The sequence below is a fragment of the Micromonospora sp. CNZ286 genome, from assembly GCF_014207755.1.
The window spans coordinates 3,266,565-3,283,842 of record NZ_JACHIZ010000001.1 but is presented as its reverse complement, the minus strand read 5'-3'; the positions used below and the strand labels follow the sequence as shown (position 1 = coordinate 3,283,842).

Genomic DNA, 17,278 nt, shown 5'->3' with positions numbered 1-17,278 from the left:
GCGGTGGTGTCGCGGCGGGCGCGCTACGGGCCGGTGGGGGAGCGGGTGGCGCGCAGCAGGTTGCCGGCCAGGCGCAGGTCCGCGCCGCCGACCCTCGCGAGCACGTCGATCCGCTCGGCCGTCACCTGCGTCCAGAGCGGGTCGGGGAAGGCCGCGCGCAGCGTGTCCGCGTCCAGGCCCCAGCCCTCGCCCGCCTCCGGCGACACAGCCAGGACGAACACCGCACCACCGGGCGCGGTCAGGCGCGGCAGCAGCGCCAGGTAGTCGCGTACGGCGGCGCCCCGCCGGTCCAGCGAGTGCAGCAGGCCGGAGTCGAACACCGAGTCGTACGGCACCGGCGGCACCGGGATCGCCGTCGCGTCGCACACCTCGAAGCGCACCGGCAGGCCCGCCGCGGCGGCCTTGGCCCGGGCCTGGTCGATCGCCACCGGTGAGATGTCGACGCCTGTCACGTCGTGGCCGCGGCGGGCCAGCGCGAGCGCCAGCTCACCGGTGCCTCAGCCGACGTCGAGCACGCGCGGGCCGCGTACCCCGGTGTCGAGGACCGCGGCGAGCGCCGGCTGCGGGCCGCCGATCTCCCAGGGCGGGCGCTCGGCGTCGCGATAGAGGCGGTCGTAGTGGACGTCGTCCGGCTCGTCGGTCATCGCGTACCCCCTCGGTCGGCGCGGCCACCCCCGAGCGTGTCACGTCCGGCGGTGGTCAGTGCCCCCGCCGCGGGTCAGAACCGCAGCCGGCGCAGGTAGCGGTAGCCGACGGCAGCGGTCTGCTGCGGCGTCACGTCGGGGGTGTCGTTCTCCACGATGTACTCCATCACCTGGTGCCCCCGGAAGATCCGCGCGAAGTCGATCATCCCGGTGCCCAGGTCGGCCATGTCGCCGGTGGCCGGGTCGCGGTCCTTGACGTGGTACTGCAACACCCGCTGCGGCGCCGAGCGGATCACGTCGAGCGTGAAGCCCTCCGGGTCGTCGACGCCCTCGCCGGAGTTGATGCCGCCGGTGACCGCCCAGTAGATGTCGATCTCCAGGTGCACCAGGCGCGGGTCGAGCTCCTCGGTCAGCACGTCCCACGGCCGCCTGCCGTTGCCGAAGTCGATGGTGAACTCGTGCGCGTGGTTGTGGTAACCGTACCGCAGGCCCGCCTTGCGCGCGGCGGCGGCCTCGACGTTCATCTGCTCCGCCCAGCGCTTCCAGTCGTCCTCGCGGTCGGAGTTCAGGTACGGCACCACCATGAACCGCTGGCCCAGCGTCCGGGCGTTCGCGATCTTCTGTTCCAGCGCGGCGGCGTCGGCGGCGATGCCGTCGTGGCTGGAGCTGGCCTTGATGCCGATGCCGTCCAGGAAGCGGCGCAGCTCCCGGGCGGTACGGCCGAAGTAGCCGAGCGCCAGCTCGACCCGCGGGTAGCCGATGCGGGCCAGGTGCGCCAGCGTCGCGTCGTAGCCGGGCGAGCCGTTGAGCGCGTCGCGGACCGTCCAGAGCTGGAGGCTGATCAGTTCCTTCGGCACCGGGCGCCGGCCGTGATGGTGCCCGCCGGCCTGGGCCGCGGTCGCGCCGAGCCCGGTGGCGAGCCCGATCCCGGCGAGCGCCGCCAGGGAGCCGCGCAGCAGGTCGCGCCGGTCCAGCGACTGCCGTAGCGCGGCGTGTCCGTCATGTCCGTAGCACATGGTCGTACTCCTTCGTCGCCTGTGCGCCGACGCTACAAAAGACATGTCGATATGTCTATGGCTTTCGGTGCTTCGAGTCTGACTTTCGATCGGCGTGGCGGAAAGTCGGGGACTGTGCGTCGCCGGTGCCGCGTGGCAGGCTCGGGGCGTGGCCGCATACGACGTCGCTCTCGTCCTGCTCGTCGACCCGTCCGGCGCCATCCTCATGCAGCACCGCGACGGCAACGCGCCGGTGTCGCCGTACCAGTGGAGCCTGCCCGGCGGCAGCATCGAACCCGGCGAGACACCGGAGCAGGCCGCCCGCCGCGAGCTACGCGAGGAGACCGGCCTGACCGCCGGGGAACTGCACCTGCTGTGGAGCGGCCCCCGCCCGCACGAGGACGGCTTCCCGCACACCGTCACCGTGTACGTCTTCCGCGGCGCCACCGACGCCCGGCAGGAGGACGTGGTGCTCGGCGAGGGACAGGCGATGGTCTTCGTGCCCCGCGACGAGGTGCTCGACCGCGACCTGGCGGTGAGCGCCGCGAAGGTGCTGCCGCTGCACCTCGCGGAAACCGCCTAGCGCCCGGTCAGCGCCCCGGCCAGCACGCCGGCGAACCGGGGGAGCAGCTCGTCGTCGGGCAGATGATCCGGGTTGATCTCGGTGACCGACAACCCGGCGAACCGCGGGCTCGCCACCAGCTCCGTCAGCGTCGCCGCCGCCTCGCCGAGGCTGAGTCCGAACGGCTCCGGCACGTCAGCCAGCGGCGCGTCCACGAAACTCAGCACGTCCACGTCGAAGTGGACCACGAACCGTTCGGCCGCACCCTCGGCCACCGACCGGGCCCGGCGCGCCGCCGCCCGCGCGTCGGCGTGCACCTCGTCGGCCGGCACGTACGCCAGCCCCAGCTCGGCCACCAGCTTCCGCTCGTGGTCACCACGGGGCAGCGAGTCCCCGTACACCACCACCCGCTCCGGCGGCAGCAGCGGCACCTCGGGCCCGACGCCCGCCACCTGGGGCAGCGTCCCCGGCAGGCCGAGCATGTGCGCCAGCCCCATCGCGTCCAGGTTGCCGTTGGCGCGGGTCTCCGGCGTGTAGAGATCCGGCCCGCCGTCCACGTACACCAGCGCGGGCGACAGCCCGGCCCGCGCGCAACCGGCGACCAGGCCGACAGTCACCGTGCAGTCGCCGCCGAGCACCAGCGGCGCGCGCCCCCGGCGCACCGCCGCCGCGACCCGGTCGGCCACCGCCGAGGCGACGGCGGCCACCGCGCCCGCGTTCTGACCCCTGGGGTACGCCGGATCCGGCCGCCACCGGAAGCCCGGCACGTCACCGGCGTCCTCGACGTCGGCGCCCAGCAGATCGAGCAGGCCGGCGGCGCGCAGGGCGGCGGGTGCACGCTCGATGCCGGGGGTGTGGGCACCGGCGCTCGACGGCGCTCCGACAACCGTCCACTGACGAGGGTCCATCGCCCCACCCTAACCTTGCTCGGGCCTGAACCGGGATCAGCGCAGCACCAGCAGGTCCAGTGCGTCGATCACCGGACCGCTGTCGATCCTTGCTGCCTCGCGTAGCCGCTGGACGCCGGCGGCGTACTCCGCATCGGTGATCAGCTGAAGCGGCGTGTGCGCCTCCCGGCGCAGGCCGGCCGCCGCCTCCCGCAGCGACGGCGCGGTGACCTGCGGAACCTGCTCGACCGCCGCGGTGGCGAAGCCGGCGGCGGCGAAGGCGGCCCCGACGTCGGCGATGCCCGGATACGTGTCCAGCACGCGAACGGCCTCGGGGAAGTAGTCGAACAGCGTGATCGCCTCGTGCCGTCCCGCGAATGCGGACCGGATCAGCACCGGGGCGCCCGGCCGCAGTACCCGGCGCAGCTCGCGCGCCGCGGCGGCCAGGTCGGGTACGTGGTGGATGACCGTGGACAGCCACGCGCCGTCGACGCTCCCGTCGGCCAGCGGGATGTGTCCGGCGTTGCCTGCGACCAGTGGCGCGAACGCGCACCGGGCGCGCATCGCCGCCGACGGCTCGACGGCGACCACCTCGACGCCGGGGAACCAGTCGGTGAACGCGCGTGCCCAGCTACCGGTCCCGGCGCCCAGGTCGAGCAGCCGCAGGCCCGGGCGCGGTACGAGCTGCCGGGCGACGGCGGCCCGCCAGGCCGTGAGACCGTCGTCGGTGAGGTGCCGGGTCGCGGCGAACGCCTCGGCGTCGGCGTCGTGGTACGCGATGCGGGCCATACGCGACAGCCAACTCCCCGGCGGGCTGCCGAGGCAAGCACTGTGACGCGTTACCTGTGGACCTTGGGGAGGGGCAGAGAGTGCGGTATCGGATCCACTTCGACGCCGAGCTGCCGGCGGACGCCCTCCGCCTGTTCCTGCTGACGGAGTACGGCGTCGCGACGGAGGCCGTGTACGTCGGTCGGATCGAGGACCGGGCCGTCGACGATCCTCGGCCGGCGGCGATGCTCACCCCGCCCGACGGGGACGAGGGTTTCGGCTGGGTTCTCACCGGCGACACCGCGCTGGCCGCCGCCACCGGCCACGGCGAGCGCGATCTCGCGGTCACCCTCGCCCGCGCGTTCGGCGTACGGGCGCTCGTCGACGACGGCGGCATCCACCCCGACCGGTGGGCGCTGGTGAGCGCCGACGGCAGCAGCGGCCGGGTGCTGACCGACTCCGACGCCGCCGCCGACGGGGACCTGCGGATCGTGCACGCACTGGAACCGATCAGTGGGGAGCCGCAGCTCGCCGTCGTACCGCCGCCGGACTGGGCCCGCGACTGCTGACCCGGCCGTGCCCCGAACCGGCAATTCCTTGGGAACTATGAACCGCCGCTCGGCTCGTAGATCGTCTCGAGACCACGTTCCACGCGGATCAGCGAGTTGAGCCATGCCCGGGTCTCGGCGTCTGTCGAGTACAGGATCGTGCCGCGCATGCCTCGCGTCATCAGCACCTTGTAGGTGTTACGGATCAGGCGGTCGGCCTCCGCGTCACTGAGCGACTTGCGGCTGCGGAATGCGGGGTCCTTCGACTCCGCCCGCTGGGTCACCAGCCGGCCGTCGCGGGCGACCAGGTCGGGTCCGAGGATGACACCGGACCACTCGTACTCGAAGCCCTGTGCGGTGTAAACGCAACCGACCTGGCCGAATCCGTGCGGATCGGTGGCCCAGAACGCGCTGCCCGGCGCGTCGCCGACGCTGCGGTCGCTCTTCACGTTCCAGGGACGCGCCCAACCACCGATCCGTACGTCGGCGACCAGGGACTCGTCCGGCAGCGGGTCGCTCCACGGCCAGCAGTACCCGGCCGACATCCGCGCCGTCTCCCCGGCCGCCTGCTTCGCGGCCAGGAACGCCTCCATCTCCTCCGGCGAACTCGCCAGCCGCAGGTCGAAGCGTCCGTCTCCGGCCCACACCGACGGCTTGCCGCCGTCGAGGCCGAGCAGGTCGACGACCCACTCCTCGTACGCCTCACTGCCGCCGCACCGGAACTGGTCGTGCAGCGACACGACCTCGACATCCAGATTGAGCTGTTTCGCGTACGTGGAGATGACCTCGACGTTCCCCAACTCGCCCGGCTTGACCACCTGGTGCTCGTCGAGCAGGAAGACCGGTACCCGGGCCGCGGCGAGGAGCTCGTCGATCTGCGGCCGGGCACGGTCCCGCTTCGCCTTCGGCGTGAACCGGTTGACCGAGGTCTCCCTGATCCGGTGCGCCTCGTCGCAGATCAGCACGTCGAGCCCGTTCCGCTCGGCGGTCATGAAGCTGTTGAAGTAACCGAACAGGTTCTTCAACCGGGTGGAGCCCTTGCCCGCGTAACGCCGCAGCGTCTGGGTGAACGATCGCGAACCCGTGGCGTGCATGACCGAGCGCTGCTGCCGGGCCAGTTCACCGAGCACCGAGAGTGCGATGACGCTCTTGCCGCTGCCCGGCCCGCCGGCCACCACCACTACCGACTTGCGGTCGGCGCTGCGCGCACGCTCCACGGCGTGCAACACCAGCTCGTACGCCAGGCGCTGCTCGTCGAGCAGGGTGAAGTGGGACCGGTCCTTCAGCTCGGCGGCGGCGTAGGACAGCAGGTGCTTGCTGGGGCGTACCGAACTGGTGAGGAAGCGGTCCGCGGCGGCTGCGCCGGAGCCGGGGGCCAGGTGGTTTCGCAGGTAGTCGAGGAACCGGCCGCGGCGCTGCTTGGTGAAGATCCGGCTCTGCTCCGTCGCCCGCCGGGCGAAGAGGTCGTCGACGTCGCGGTCGACGGCGTTGTGCAGGTAGGCGGCCCCGACGATCGGGTTGCGCGAATGGGCGAGCACCCCGAGGAAGTCCGCGAGGTACTCGCAGTAGTCCTCGACCTGCACGCCCGGATGCAGCCGAGGGGTGGCGGCGTGCTCGACCAGGACCAGGCTCTCTGATCCCTCGTACGACTCGACCCGGGACCACTGCTTCAACTCCACCACGACGTAGGAGTCCTCGGCCGTCTTCGGATGTGTTCCGGCGAGGACGACGTCGATCCGCTTGCTGGTCAGCGGGAGCTGGTACTCCACGAGCATCTCGACCTGCCCGAGACCCGCGTCGGCGAGATCCTGGGCGAGCACCGGCAGGCTCCGCTCCCAGGACCGCCGTTCGGAGGCGCTCACGTTGTGCCCGATGTGCTCCGCGATCCGGTCGGCGAGGGCGCCACCGGCCGCGTAGCGCAGCAGTCCGTCGGCGGAGGTGCGAAAGGCTGACACGACTTGCCCCCGGGCAGCACGAAATGATCGTGCGCATGGGGGGCGTGTCCGGCGACGACCGGAAGCCCGTCGTTACGCGCTTGTACCGGGTGGACTGTAGCGGAGAGATCATTCTCCGGCACGCCCCGCTATCGCTTGGCCGCAGAACCTCTGACTTCTCCAGCCGGATAGCGGACGGACACCTCGGCCAACTTGGCGACTGCGGCCTCCGTCAGGTCGATGCCGAGGACGTCCGCCAGTCTCGTCAGGTAGATCATGACGTCGCCGATTTCCGCCCGCACACGTGCGCCCGCCTCGGGGTCGTCCATCACCGTGGCGGCCTGCTCCGGGGTCAGCCACTGGAACTCGGCGACCAGTTCACCGACCTCGCCGGCGAGTGCCATGGCGAGGTTCTTCGGCGTGTGGAACTGCTGCCAGTCACGTTCCTCCGCGAACGCCCGCACCAGAGCCGTCAAATCGTCCATGTCGGCAGTCTGACACCGCGGGCCGGCCGGTCACGGGAGCCCAGCCCGGTGAGAAGGTTCGACACGTGAGTCTTGACCGGCGGGCGTCGGAGGCCTCTCTCCTAACGAGAGGAACCGGGGGCAGAAGAGGGTGCGGTATCAGATCCACTTCGAGGGCAAGCTGCCGGCGGACGCTTCCGCCTTTTCCTTGAACGGGAGTACGGCATCGCACCTGACGCGGTTTACATCGGGCGGATCGATGACTGGGCCGCGGACGACCCCCGCCCGGTGGCGATGCGTACCTCGCCTGATGCGGGCGAGAGGTTCGGCTGGATGCTGACCGGCGACACCGAACTCCTCGACGCCAACGGCCAAGACCAGCGGGACCTCGCCGTCACCCTCGCCCGGACCTTCGGGGTACGAGCACTCTTCGACGACACCGCACGTCCTGACCGGGTGGCATGTTCCGTAAAGACCGTCACGTCGTCCGCCTCGCACTTTGGTCGATGAGGCTGGCCAGCGGTTCATTCGGCACGGCGATCCAGCCCTCGACAGCAGCGGTGGCCAGGTCGGCTGGTCCGGGCCGGGTTGCCTGACCCACCGCCGCCGCCCGAGCGGTCAGAGCAGCCACCACCGCGTCAATAGCATGATCGGTGCTACGACACTCACGCTCAAACGCGCCGAGGTGCAGCCAGGGAGCGGCGGTGATCAGTTTGTCCACCAGCTCGCCGAGGGCGGTTCCGTTACGCGAGCCCTTGTACCCCCGGTAGGGGAGACCCCACTTTTTCAGCGACGCCGCTGGGTACACCTCGACGAGGGTGCCGGTGCCGGTGCGGTCAACCCGCTGGCCGTCCTCGGCGAGCCGCGCCTGCAGGGCGGCACATCGCATGGCCATGTGGGCGATCCTGTCTGCTGCCACAGTCAACGGAGGCCGGCCGATCAGTGTGTGGGTCACCTTGTCAGTGCGCCGCCAAACGAGGCTTCTGCGCCAGGCACGCCCGCTCAGATCGGCTGCGACGGCGAGCTCACCCCGATGGTGAGACACGAGGAAGTCGACGAACGGTACAGGCCAGCCCAGAGGGCAATCGATTCCGACCTTGTCCGCCGTCGAGACCGTGCGAAGAAGTTCCGTGTCATCGGCGCCGACGATCAGGTTTTCGAGCATCCCGCCTTTCGCTGTCCACCGGATCCAGGCCACCGCTGTATTCGAGTCCTCTGCTGCAAGGTCGATCCCGGCCGTCAACATTCGTCCTACCGTAGGGGTGCCGGAGAGTGAAGACATCATTCGCGACGCCACCTGGATGTCGGCCGTTCGATCGGCGCTGGCCGAGCCGCTACGTCCGGAGGTGAAACGCCGTAGGCCTGTGTCGGTATGGAGGATTGGCGGCCGAATATCCGCTGACCAGGATTGCATTCGTGACGCTCTTCCTGACCTTCCCACCGTGGTTGCTGATTGGATGCCGTCAGCGGGGGAGATCGTCTGTACGCGAGGTGTGGGGAAGAAAGCCACAGCCGGCTCGTGGGCTTTCGGATCGCCCCCGGGCGGTCGCATGATCGCCCACGGTTGGACGCCGGGGGGACCGGCTCACGGCGGATGCCTTCCAGGCCGTCGTGCGCGCCGTCGACCGCGAGACGGACCGGTAGGAGCTCCAGCTGGCCGGCTCCGACAGTCGATGACTTGGACAGGATCTGTCGGAACGGAGTGAGGGGTGGTCGAATTGCTCGGGAGGCGCTGGAACGCGGCATTCGAGGGGGAGCATCTCGTCCTTCGGCGGCGACGGTTCCTTCTCTGGTGGAAGCCGGACACCCGACGGATCCCGCTGCCCGCAGTCGTGGACATCCGACCACTGCCGGCAGCCGATCACGCGCGGCGGTATGCGCAGATCACGATTGCGGACCCGGCATCGCCGCGCGTGGGCGCCATCCTGCTGATCTGGTTCGCGCCTGATCAGTGGGTACACGCAGACGCGTTCATACGAGCGCGACGACCCGCGACCACCCGGCCGGCGCGTCCCGCTACGCCGCCGGGCGCACCCGCCGCGTTGCGTACCACCGTTCCTGCTCAGTCGAGGCGGCAGGCGTACCCGGTTCCGCCGCGGATCAAGGCGGGTGACGGTAAGCGGCCGATGTGGCTCTGGCTGGACGACGGGATGATCCACGCGTCCCTCGTGCCGACGGGAGACGTAACTCCGCGGCAACTGAGCGCTGCGGAGGTCGCCCAGCTGTTGCTCGTTGACCCGGCCAGGGCGCTGCCGGCGATCCGTTCGCTGACGGGCATCGACGACATCGAGCAGGCGTTGCTCAAGCTGCGGGAGTGGCTGGCGAGGGATCCGGTCGTGGTCACGCTGAGCGCTGCGGATCTGGCCGGGCGGCGTGTCAACGAGGCTCCGCCCAAGCGGGTCCGCAGCAATCCGGATGGCACCGTCCGGACTGTTTCCGGCGGTCTGCCGAGCCTGAACAAGCGCCGCCGATGACGCGGATCGGACACGGCCCGCGGATCCGTACTCAGGTCACCAGGCCGGTGCGGTACGCGTACACCACCGCCTGCACCCGATCGCGCAGGTCCAGCTTCGTCAGGATCCGCGACACGTACGTCTTCACCGTCTCCTGACTGATCACCAACCGCGCCGCGATCTCGCTGTTCGACAGCCCGTCGGCGATCAGCCGCAGCACCTCCAGCTCCCGCGGCGTCAGCCCCACGTCCGCCGGCGTGCCCTCGGCGGGACGGATCCGCGCGGCGTACCGGCCGACGAGCTGCCGTGTCACCTCCGGCGCGAGCAGCGCGGCGCCGGAGGCGACGGTGCGGATGCCGTGCAGCAGCTGCGCCGGTGGGGCGTCCTTGAGCAGGAACCCGCTCGCGCCGGCGCGCAGCGCCTCGTAGACGTACTCGTCGAGGTTGAACGTCGTCACCACCAGCACCTTGACCGGGTGGGCGACGCCCGCGCCGGCCAGGAGGCGGGTCGCCTCGATGCCGTCGAGCACCGGCATGCGTACGTCCATCACCACCAAGTCGGGCCGCAGGCGGCCGGCGAGGTCGACAGCGGCGCGGCCGTCGCCGCACTCACCCACCGCGGCCATGTCCGGCTGCGCGTCGATGATTGTGGTGAATCCGGTACGGATCAGCGCCTGGTCGTCGCAGACCAGCACCCGGATCGGGGCGGTCACGACGCGCTCCCGGTGGGGATGCGCGCGCGGACCACGAAGCCGTCGCCCGCCCGGCGCCCCGCGTCGAATTCGCCGCCGAGCAGCGTGACGCGCTCGCGCAGCCCGGCGAGGCCGCGTCCGCTTCCGCCCGGACCCGCGGTGCGCGTGCCGGGGCCCTCCGTGCTGATCTCCACAGTGATCTCCCTGTCGCCATGGTGTACGTGCACGGCGGTGGGGCGGCCGTGTGCGTGTTTGAGGGCGTTCGTCAGCGCCTCCTGCACCACCCGGTACGCGGCCACCTCCGCGCCGCCGGTCACCTCCGCCGGGCTGCCCTCCTGCGTGAACTCCACCGGCTGCCCGGCCTGCCGGGTCTGCTCCACCAGGGCGTGCAGTTCGCCGGCCGAGGGTGTACGCGGCTCCGTACCGTGGTCGGGGTTGAGCACGTCGAGCAGCACCCGCAGGTCGCCGATGGCGCGGCGGCCGGTGTCGGTGATGGCGGTCAGTGTGGTGTCGAGCCGGTCGGGTGCGGCGGTCAGGTAGCGGGCCGCCTCGGCCTGCACCACCATCGCCGTCACGTGGTGGGTCACCACGTCGTGCAGCTCCCCGGCGATGCGCGAGCGTTCGGCGGCGCGGGCGGTCTCGGCGACGTGCCGGCGACGTTCGGCCTCGGCGGCGCGGTTCTGCCGCAGCCACGACCCGGTGCCCCAGGCGAGCGCCAGCAGCAGGTAGAACGTGGTGAAGCCGACCACCCCTTCGGTCGACCCCTGCCGGTCGAGGGCGACGGCCAGTCCGACGTACGCGAGGGAGCCCACGAGCACAGTCGTACGGCGGCCTCGGTCCAGGTGGGCGCCAGCGCTCAGCAGTGCGATGGCGAGCGCGGTGCCCGCGAAGGTGTGGTAGGCGCGTACCTGGTCGAGCGCGAAGCCGAGCGACACCAGGGCGAGGGACAGCGCCGGACGGCTGCGGCGCAGCGCCAGCGGAAGGCACTCCAGCGCGATCACCACCACTGTGAGCGCGTCGAACGGCCGGGCGGGCAGATCGCCGAGCTGCGTACCGATGCCGCGCAGCGGTGGGGTCACTGATGCGAGCGCGATCACCAGTGCGAGCGGGAGATCCCGGACCGTGACGGGCCAGTGCCGCCACGAGTCCGGGAGCATCCGTCGGATGATCATCAGGAGACCGTAACGTTCTCCGCCGGGGCCTCGGCCGCGCGGCGGCGCCGCGTCACGATGTGGCCGCGGCGGTGGGCCAGCCAGAGGAAGACCACTGTCAGCACCGCCCCGGCCGCCACCGTGTAGAGGCTGCCCTCCGGCCCGAAGTCGCCGCCGCTGAGCAGCGTCGAACCCGACGTGCTGGCGTCCAGCAGACCCGCCGAGTCGCCGTTGCCGGAGACGACGACGCTGAAGACGCCGCCGGCGGCGAAGTTCCAGCCGAAGTGCAGGCCGATCGGCACCCACAGGTTGCGGGTCGCGGCGTAGCAGGCCGCCAGCATGAACCCCGCCTCGATGGCGATGGCGGTCGCGCCCCACAGGCTGGCGTCCGGGTTCAGCAGGTGCATCAGGCCGAACAGTACGCCGGTCAGCAGCAGCGAGAGCGACGTACCGAGCCGCTCCTCGACCAGGCGGAACAGCAGACCGCGGAACATCAGCTCCTCGGTCACCGCCGCGGCGGCCATGAACCCGAAGATGCCCACCGCGCCGGACACCGAGCCGAGACCGTGCACGTGGTAGCCGCCCATGAGGGCGATGTTGACGATGACCGCCGCGAACATGGCGAACCCGATCAGCACCCCGCGATTAAGCCTTGCGGCCGCGCCGTCCCGGGCCAGCTCGGTGACCTCGCGGCGTTCGGTGCGGCGCACCACCCACCCGTACACCATGATCGCGGCCGCGGCGGTCGCGACGCCGAGGGTCAGGCTGAGCCAGGCGTTGTCCTGTGCCGCGACGACCGCCCGGCTGCCGACGAGACTGACCGCGACGACGGCCAGGAACTGCTTCACCACACGCATGACGATTCCTTCGAGAGGTCCGCGGCCGGAGCGCCGCGGTTCACCTGGAACGCTATGGATTCGCAGGCCGGGAATCGTCACCGTGCGGTGGACACTTGCGGGTAGCTCGCACGGGGGACAAGCGCTTCGAGGGCCTGCCCTCAGCAGAAATGCTGGCTCGGAGACGACCGCGGCGGGCAGGCTGCCGGCATGGCGACGGGCTTCGGCGGTGAGGTGGCGACCTACTACGCACGGCATCGGCGCGGCTATCCGCCCGAGGTGCTCGACGCCCTGGCGGCAGCCTTCCAGCTCGGTGCCGACGACACGGTGGTCGATCTCGGCTGCGGCACCGGTCAGTTGAGCATTCCGCTCGCCGACCGGGTGGGCACCGTCATCGGCATGGATCCCGTGCCGGACATGCTGGCGATCGCCCGGCGAACCGCCCTGGACCGGGGGACCGCCAACGCCACGTGGCTGCTCGGCGGTGACGGTGATGTGCCCGCGTTGGCCCGGCTTCTGGGCGGGCGGACGGTCGGTGCGCTGACCGTGGCCGTCGCCATTCACTTCGTGGACCGCGACGCCCTGTTCGAGGCGGCCCGGCCGTTGTTGCGCCCCGGAGGTGGCATCGCCGTCGTCACCAACGGCGAACCGCTGTGGATGCAGGACACCGAATGGTCGGCCGCACTGCGCGGCTGCCTGGAGCGGATGCTCGGCCACCCGGTCACCGGGAGATGCCAGACCGACGAGGACGGGCGTCGGCGCAACCGGGAGACGCTCGTGCGTGCCGGTTACCGGTACGAGGAGACATCGGTGCGGTACGACGCGCCGCTCACCGTCGACGACATGGTCGGCGGCGTCTTCTCCGCCATGTCCGCCGAACGGTTGCCGTCCTCGCGGCAGCGGGCGACGTTCGCCGCCGACGTGCGCGACGCCCTCGGCGGAGCGGACGTGGTGACCGAGCGGGTCATTGTCCGGTTGCAGTACGGGATCGCCGGCCCGGGCGTGGGTTCAGGCTGACCAGCGACAGCTACGTCACCAAGCGGTAGTTGGGGATGCCTTTGGTGCGTTCTTCGAGCGGTGCGGCAGTGGAGAGGGCCGTCACCCCGGCGGGAACCGGAGCCCGGGAGACGTGGATGCCCTCCAGACAGGTGTCGCACCAGAACGAGACGTAGCCGTACCCGGCGCCCGGGGGCCCGGTGAACACCATCCGCAGGGTCCGGTGACCGCAGTTCGGGCACCGGTGGTCGGACTCGGCGGGCAGGGCGCGGTAGACGACCTCGTACGCGTCGAGCCACTCGTCGAATGAAGCCACCAGCTAGTCCTCCGGTCTGACCGGGTGGTTTCCCCACCACTGGTCCTCGTGAGCATAGGCACGATCCTCGAACGCGATCGCCTCGTCGCGGTTTCGGGGATACGGACGTCCTGCGCGGAGTTCCTCGACGTGGAACCGTTCATGCGCGAGCGTACGGGCGAGGTCCTCCTCGCTGTGGAAGGCGTTCCGGCAGAGCATGACCGACTGGTCAGCCCTGGTCACTCCGTGAATCCCCGACCTTCCCTTGTCGATCACGAACCGGATGTCGGAGAGCTCGATGCCGTACTTCGCCGCGATCTGCTGCACCGACTCCATGGTCATCGGCATGCGGGGTCCGCGTCCCTTGCCGCGTACCCGGTTCAGGTGTCCCGCTTCGGGCTCAGCCGTTCGCAAGCGGCGCAGCGCGTCCCGGAGCTTGCCGATCAGCTCACCCAGCCGGCGCATCTCCGGCATCAGCCGCCGCAGACTCGCCAGCAACCCCCGCAGCAACCGCCCGATCCGCGCCGCCCACGACGCCACTGTCGTCGTCACCTGCTCGACCACCAGCGGCGTCGCCAGCCCTGCCGTGGCGACCAGTTCGGCCGCGTACACGATCAGCCGGGACACGCAGGCGGCGATGGCGTCGCGGACCAGCAGCCGCACGGCCGCGACCAGGCCGGCGGCGCCCTCGGTGATCGCTGCCATCACCTCGGCGCCCTGCGCCAGCCCGGTGACGGCCTGCTGCTGCTCGGCTGCCCAGCGGCGGTAGCCGGTGGCGGCGGCGCCGGTCCAGCCGGTGACCTCGGTGCGTACGGCGTGGGCCAGCTCGGCGGCGTCGTCGCGCAGCGACGCGGCGACGTTGCGCCAGGTCTGCGCGTGCGCGGTGATCTCGGCGGGGTCGCCGGCGAGCCAGTCGAGGGCCTCGCTGAGCGGCTTGACGTGCTCGATGAGCCAGGCAATGCCGTACTGGAGGAGAACCCCGGCGGGGTCGGACACGAGGGCGAGCGCGTCGAGGCCGGCGCTGACGACGCCGAGGCTGCCGTCGATCCAGCTGCCGGTGCGGACGCCCTGGGCGATGAGTTCGATGTCCTCGCAGATCCACACGCCGGCCCAGGGACTCGGTCCGGAGTCCGCCGCGGCGGCGACCAGCGGGTTCGTGGTCACCGCCGCTGCCGTACCCGGTCGAGCAGGTCGGCGGCGTGCGTGTCGGAGGCGCGGTAGCGCTCGGCACTGACGCGCATCTTCTCGGCGGTGTCACGGACGGAGGTGGCGGCGGTGCCGATGCCGTCGGTGAGCGTCCGTTGGAGGCCGTCGAGCAGGACCGGCATGATCGCGCAGAGCTGCCCGTACGCGTCGGCGCTCAGCCGAACGTGCTGGCCGGCCTGCCGGGCGGTGCCGATGCCGTCGGCGCAGCGGACGAGGTGGGCGGCGTGCGCGGTCAGGTCGTCCGGGTCGACCTGGAGACCGTCACCGGGCGGCATCCGGCGTGCCCGGGTCGGGGGCGAGCCGCCGCTGGTGGGACTCGATAATCGCCCGCGCGGCCGGGTCCTCCGCGCCGAGTGTCTCGGTGGTGGCCTCGGTGAGCCGTCGCAGCAGGTCGGCGCGGGCGTCCCCTGTGACGGCGAGAATCTGCCGGGCGGTGTGTGCGGCGGAGTGCTGCCGGACGCGCTCGTCGAGTCGCAGGCCGGTGAGCAGCCCGGACGCGTCGACGGTGGCCTCGACCAGCCCGTCGGCGCTGCGGGCGGTGCCGGTCAGCGCCTGTGTGCGGGCGGACAGGTCGCGGGCGCGCGCCGCACGGCCGGCCAACGACGACTCCCACTCGTCGAGCCGTCGTGCCGCCGCGTCCAGCGCGGCCTCGTCCGCCCACATAGTGACCCTCCCCAGGGGACAGCGGTGAGCGTCACGCTACCAACCGATCGCGCTGCGTGTATGCCCGGTTCAGCCCTGCAACCGCTGCGCCCAGTACACCTGGCCGTCCGGTCCCATGTAGACGAGCGCCAGCAGCAGGTCCGGCAACGTCACGGGCGCGGTGGCGATCGGGTGTACCCGCTCGTGTCTCTCCAGGTGGGGAAACCGGACGACGAACGTCAGGGGGGAGGCGGCGGCGTCGACGATTCCCAGGCGGCTGCCGACGCTGAGCCACTCGTGCTCGCTGACCCGGATGTCGCCCGCGCCGCGCAACCACGGGTAGCGGTCGGGGATCCTGTTCTCCACACCGGCGCTGCCCATGCCGACGCTCTCCTGCGGCGCGGCCACCGCGAACACCGACGGCTTGAGATCCGTGCGCTTGTCGATGAGGAACAGCGCGAAGTACCCGCCCTCAAGCGGTGCCGGCGGCTTCTGCCACGACACGCGGCCCAGCACCAGCTGGTCACCGTCGGACGTCACCGGCGCCTGGTACGCCGGCCCGAGTGCGGCCTGCGCCTCCTCGTAGCCGACGAACTCCAGGGACGAGCGGAGGTGCAGCGCTTCCGGCCCGTACGGCGGGTGCTGGTGCCACCAACGCCACCCGCCGACGGCCGCCACGGCCAGGACCAGCACCGCCACCATCGAAGCCGCCCGCCGCCACGTCACGGTGCTCAGTGAACCAGCTCGCCGCCGATCCCGTGAGCCAGCCGGGCGATCGCCGCCACCGACCGGTCGACGTCCGCCTCCGTGGTGGTCGCGTTCGACACCGAGATCCGCATCAGCCGGCGTCCCCGCCAGGTCGTCCCGCCTGCCCAGCACGTCCCGTCGGTCTGCACCGCGGCCACCACCCGGTCGGTGCGCGCGTCGTCGCCGAACCCGACCAGCACCTGGTTGAGCACCACGTCGTTCACCACCTCGAACCCGGCCGCGCTCAGGCCGTCGGCGAACCGCCGGGCCAGCGCACAACACCGCTCGACCAGCGCGGCGACGCCGTCGCGGCCCAGCTCCCGCAGGCCCGCCCAGACCGCGAACCCACGGGCGCGGCGCGAGGACTCCGCGGTGAGGTCCGCGCCCGCGGGCGCACCGCCGGAACCCACGAGGTACGCGGCCGCGTACGACATGGCCGCCGCGTGCACGTCGGGCCGGGCGCAGAACGCGAACGCCGTGTCGTACGGCAGGTTCAGCCACTTGTGGCCGTCGCAGGCCCACGAGTCGGCCGTCTCCAGCCCGTCCACCAGGTGCCGGGTGGTGGGGCTGGCGGCCGCCCACAGCCCGAACGCGCCGTCCACGTGCGCCCACCCGCCGTGCCGGTGGACGAGGTCGCAGGCGCGGCGCAGGTCGTCGCACGCACCGGTGTTCACGTTGCCCGCCTGAAGGCACACGATGCTCGGGCCGGGACCGGCGTCGCGCAGCGCCGCGGCCAGCGCGTCCGGGTCGATCGCGCCCTGCGGGCCGGTGGACACCGGGTGCAGCGCGTCGGTGCCGAGGCCGAGCAGGCGCAGCGACCTGTCGATGGTGGCGTGCCGTTCGGCGCCGGCGAACACGCGGACCGCCGGCGCGCCGGGCAGGCCGCGTCGTTCCACGTCCCAGCCGGCGTCGGCGAGCACCTGGTGGCGGGCGGCGGCGAGCCCTGCGGTGTTGGCGGCCTGGCCGCCGGTGACGAAACCGGCCGACGCGGTCGCCGGGATGCCGAGCAGCTCCTTGAGCCAGGTGCCGGCGGCCGTCTCGGCGGCCACCGCGGCGGGGGAGGTGACCGCGTTGAACGCGATCTGGTCCCATCCGGCGGCCAGCATGTCGGCGGCGGTGGCGGCCGGGGAGGCGCCGCCGACGACGAAGCCGAAGTAGCGCGGCCCGGCGGTGGCCACGAGTCCCGGTTCGGCGGCGGTCACCAGCTCCGCTAGGACTCGCTCGGGCGGGGTGGGCGCGTCCGGCAGCGGGCCGGCGAACGCCTCGTTCAGCGCGGCCTGGTCCACGGGTACGCCGACCGGCCGCTCCGGCAGCGACAGCCGGTAGTCGGCCGCGTGGTCGGCGGCGCGCCGGAACAGGTGCCTCAGCTCGTCCATCGCCGCACCCTAGCCCTCGTAACTCCGCCGGTGGGACGTGCGCGGGCTGTCCCCGTATGCGGAGTGAGTGCTGAGTGACGTCC

22 protein-coding genes are annotated in these 17,278 nt (G+C 71.8%); 5 read left to right on the top strand and 17 right to left on the bottom strand.

The window, feature by feature from the left end:
* Window positions 1–23 precede the first annotated feature (23 nt).
* The 3 genes from FHX31_RS14885 to FHX31_RS14880 form a co-directional block, all read right to left on the bottom strand.
* Window positions 24–485, bottom strand: coding sequence for a class I SAM-dependent methyltransferase (locus FHX31_RS14885; protein ID WP_486481719.1), 462 nt, complete (start codon window positions 483–485; stop codon window positions 24–26).
* Between the two features lie 12 nt (window positions 486–497).
* Window positions 498–644: a hypothetical protein gene (locus tag FHX31_RS32710; protein ID WP_402883967.1), complete on the bottom strand. Its 147-nt coding sequence runs from the start codon at window positions 642–644 to the stop codon at window positions 498–500.
* Window positions 645–718: 74 nt separating this feature from the next.
* Window positions 719–1,660, bottom strand: a complete 942-nt coding sequence (locus FHX31_RS14880; protein WP_151011885.1) for a sugar phosphate isomerase/epimerase family protein — start codon at window positions 1,658–1,660, stop codon at window positions 719–721.
* 148 nt (window positions 1,661–1,808) lie between these two features.
* Between FHX31_RS14880 and FHX31_RS14875 the strand changes: the two genes are divergently transcribed.
* Entirely contained in the window at window positions 1,809–2,222 is a 414-nt protein-coding gene (locus tag FHX31_RS14875) for an NUDIX hydrolase (RefSeq protein ID WP_047891910.1), read from the top strand.
* Here the strand turns inward: FHX31_RS14875 and FHX31_RS14870 are convergent.
* Together FHX31_RS14870 and FHX31_RS14865 are read right to left on the bottom strand one after the other, a co-directional pair.
* Entirely contained in the window at window positions 2,219–3,109 is an 891-nt protein-coding gene (locus tag FHX31_RS14870) for an arginase family protein (RefSeq protein WP_184976541.1), read from the bottom strand. The two genes, FHX31_RS14875 and FHX31_RS14870, sit on opposite strands and share 4 nt — an antisense overlap.
* Window positions 3,110–3,145: 36 nt before the next feature.
* Window positions 3,146–3,877, bottom strand: coding sequence for a methyltransferase domain-containing protein (locus FHX31_RS14865; protein WP_184976538.1), 732 nt, complete (start codon window positions 3,875–3,877; stop codon window positions 3,146–3,148).
* A gap of 80 nt (window positions 3,878–3,957) precedes the next feature.
* Between FHX31_RS14865 and FHX31_RS14860 the strand changes: the two genes are divergently transcribed.
* Entirely contained in the window at window positions 3,958–4,425 is a 468-nt protein-coding gene (locus FHX31_RS14860; RefSeq protein ID WP_402881830.1) for a hypothetical protein, read from the top strand.
* A gap of 35 nt (window positions 4,426–4,460) precedes the next feature.
* Here the strand turns inward: FHX31_RS14860 and FHX31_RS14855 are convergent, their stop codons facing one another.
* Window positions 4,461–6,359 carry a DUF2075 domain-containing protein gene (locus FHX31_RS14855; protein ID WP_013286206.1) on the bottom strand — a complete coding sequence of 633 codons (1,899 nt, stop codon included), beginning with the start codon at window positions 6,357–6,359 and terminating at the stop codon, window positions 4,461–4,463.
* A 128-nt stretch (window positions 6,360–6,487) separates the two neighbouring features.
* Entirely contained in the window at window positions 6,488–6,823 is a 336-nt protein-coding gene (locus FHX31_RS14850; RefSeq protein WP_013476884.1) for a nucleotide pyrophosphohydrolase, read from the bottom strand.
* Between the two features lie 267 nt (window positions 6,824–7,090).
* On the opposite strand from FHX31_RS14850, the gene FHX31_RS14845 reads away from it, so the two are divergent.
* Window positions 7,091–7,312, top strand: a complete 222-nt coding sequence (locus tag FHX31_RS14845) for a hypothetical protein (protein ID WP_143766957.1) — start codon at window positions 7,091–7,093, stop codon at window positions 7,310–7,312.
* On the opposite strand, the gene FHX31_RS14840 is transcribed toward FHX31_RS14845, so the two are convergent.
* The gene (locus FHX31_RS14840; RefSeq protein WP_013476882.1) at window positions 7,281–8,048 is read right to left on the bottom strand and encodes a DUF429 domain-containing protein; all 768 of its coding nucleotides are present in this window, start codon (window positions 8,046–8,048) and stop codon (window positions 7,281–7,283) included. The genes FHX31_RS14845 and FHX31_RS14840 overlap by 32 nt on opposite strands.
* A 463-nt stretch (window positions 8,049–8,511) precedes the next feature.
* On the opposite strand from FHX31_RS14840, the gene FHX31_RS32705 reads away from it, so the two are divergent.
* On the top strand, window positions 8,512–9,276 hold the full coding sequence (locus tag FHX31_RS32705) for a hypothetical protein (protein ID WP_236619297.1): 765 nt from the start codon (window positions 8,512–8,514) through the stop codon (window positions 9,274–9,276).
* A 31-nt stretch (window positions 9,277–9,307) separates the two neighbouring features.
* Here the strand turns inward: FHX31_RS32705 and FHX31_RS14830 are convergent, their stop codons facing one another.
* Genes FHX31_RS14830 through FHX31_RS14820 form a run of 3 tightly spaced genes read right to left on the bottom strand, consistent with a single transcriptional unit; the run spans window position 9,308 to window position 11,954 of the window.
* Entirely contained in the window at window positions 9,308–9,967 is a 660-nt protein-coding gene (locus FHX31_RS14830; RefSeq protein ID WP_041784290.1) for a response regulator, read from the bottom strand.
* On the bottom strand, window positions 9,964–11,118 hold the full coding sequence (locus FHX31_RS14825; RefSeq protein WP_184976536.1) for a sensor histidine kinase: 1,155 nt from the start codon (window positions 11,116–11,118) through the stop codon (window positions 9,964–9,966). Before FHX31_RS14825 ends, FHX31_RS14830 begins: the two co-directional genes overlap by 4 nt.
* On the bottom strand, window positions 11,118–11,954 hold the full coding sequence (locus FHX31_RS14820) for a CPBP family intramembrane glutamic endopeptidase (protein WP_184976533.1): 837 nt from the start codon (window positions 11,952–11,954) through the stop codon (window positions 11,118–11,120). Before FHX31_RS14820 ends, FHX31_RS14825 begins: the two co-directional genes overlap by 1 nt.
* Before the next feature lie 189 nt (window positions 11,955–12,143).
* On the opposite strand from FHX31_RS14820, the gene FHX31_RS14815 reads away from it, so the two are divergent.
* The gene (locus FHX31_RS14815; RefSeq protein ID WP_184976531.1) at window positions 12,144–12,950 is read left to right on the top strand and encodes a class I SAM-dependent methyltransferase; all 807 of its coding nucleotides are present in this window, start codon (window positions 12,144–12,146) and stop codon (window positions 12,948–12,950) included.
* Window positions 12,951–12,960: 10 nt separating this feature from the next.
* Here FHX31_RS14815 and FHX31_RS14810 read toward each other — a convergent pair whose 3' ends face one another.
* From FHX31_RS14810 to FHX31_RS14785, 6 genes are all read right to left on the bottom strand, one after another.
* The gene (locus FHX31_RS14810; protein WP_184976529.1) at window positions 12,961–13,245 is read right to left on the bottom strand and encodes a hypothetical protein; all 285 of its coding nucleotides are present in this window, start codon (window positions 13,243–13,245) and stop codon (window positions 12,961–12,963) included.
* Window positions 13,246–13,248: 3 nt separating this feature from the next.
* Window positions 13,249–14,388 (bottom strand): WXG100 family type VII secretion target, encoded by a 1,140-nt coding sequence (locus FHX31_RS14805; RefSeq protein WP_327651727.1) that lies wholly within the window; start codon window positions 14,386–14,388, stop codon window positions 13,249–13,251.
* Complete coding sequence (locus FHX31_RS14800) at window positions 14,385–14,705, bottom strand: type VII secretion target (protein ID WP_184976527.1); 321 nt, start codon at window positions 14,703–14,705, stop codon at window positions 14,385–14,387. The genes FHX31_RS14805 and FHX31_RS14800 overlap by 4 nt, the downstream gene beginning before the upstream one ends.
* Entirely contained in the window at window positions 14,692–15,093 is a 402-nt protein-coding gene (locus tag FHX31_RS14795) for a YbaB/EbfC family nucleoid-associated protein (RefSeq protein WP_184976525.1), read from the bottom strand. Before FHX31_RS14795 ends, FHX31_RS14800 begins: the two co-directional genes overlap by 14 nt.
* Window positions 15,094–15,162: 69 nt before the next feature.
* Window positions 15,163–15,798 carry a hypothetical protein gene (locus tag FHX31_RS14790; protein ID WP_240322364.1) on the bottom strand — a complete coding sequence of 212 codons (636 nt, stop codon included), beginning with the start codon at window positions 15,796–15,798 and terminating at the stop codon, window positions 15,163–15,165.
* A gap of 5 nt (window positions 15,799–15,803) precedes the next feature.
* Window positions 15,804–17,195: a pyridoxal-dependent decarboxylase gene (locus FHX31_RS14785; protein ID WP_184976523.1), complete on the bottom strand. Its 1,392-nt coding sequence runs from the start codon at window positions 17,193–17,195 to the stop codon at window positions 15,804–15,806.
* Window positions 17,196–17,278: the final 83 nt, after the last annotated feature.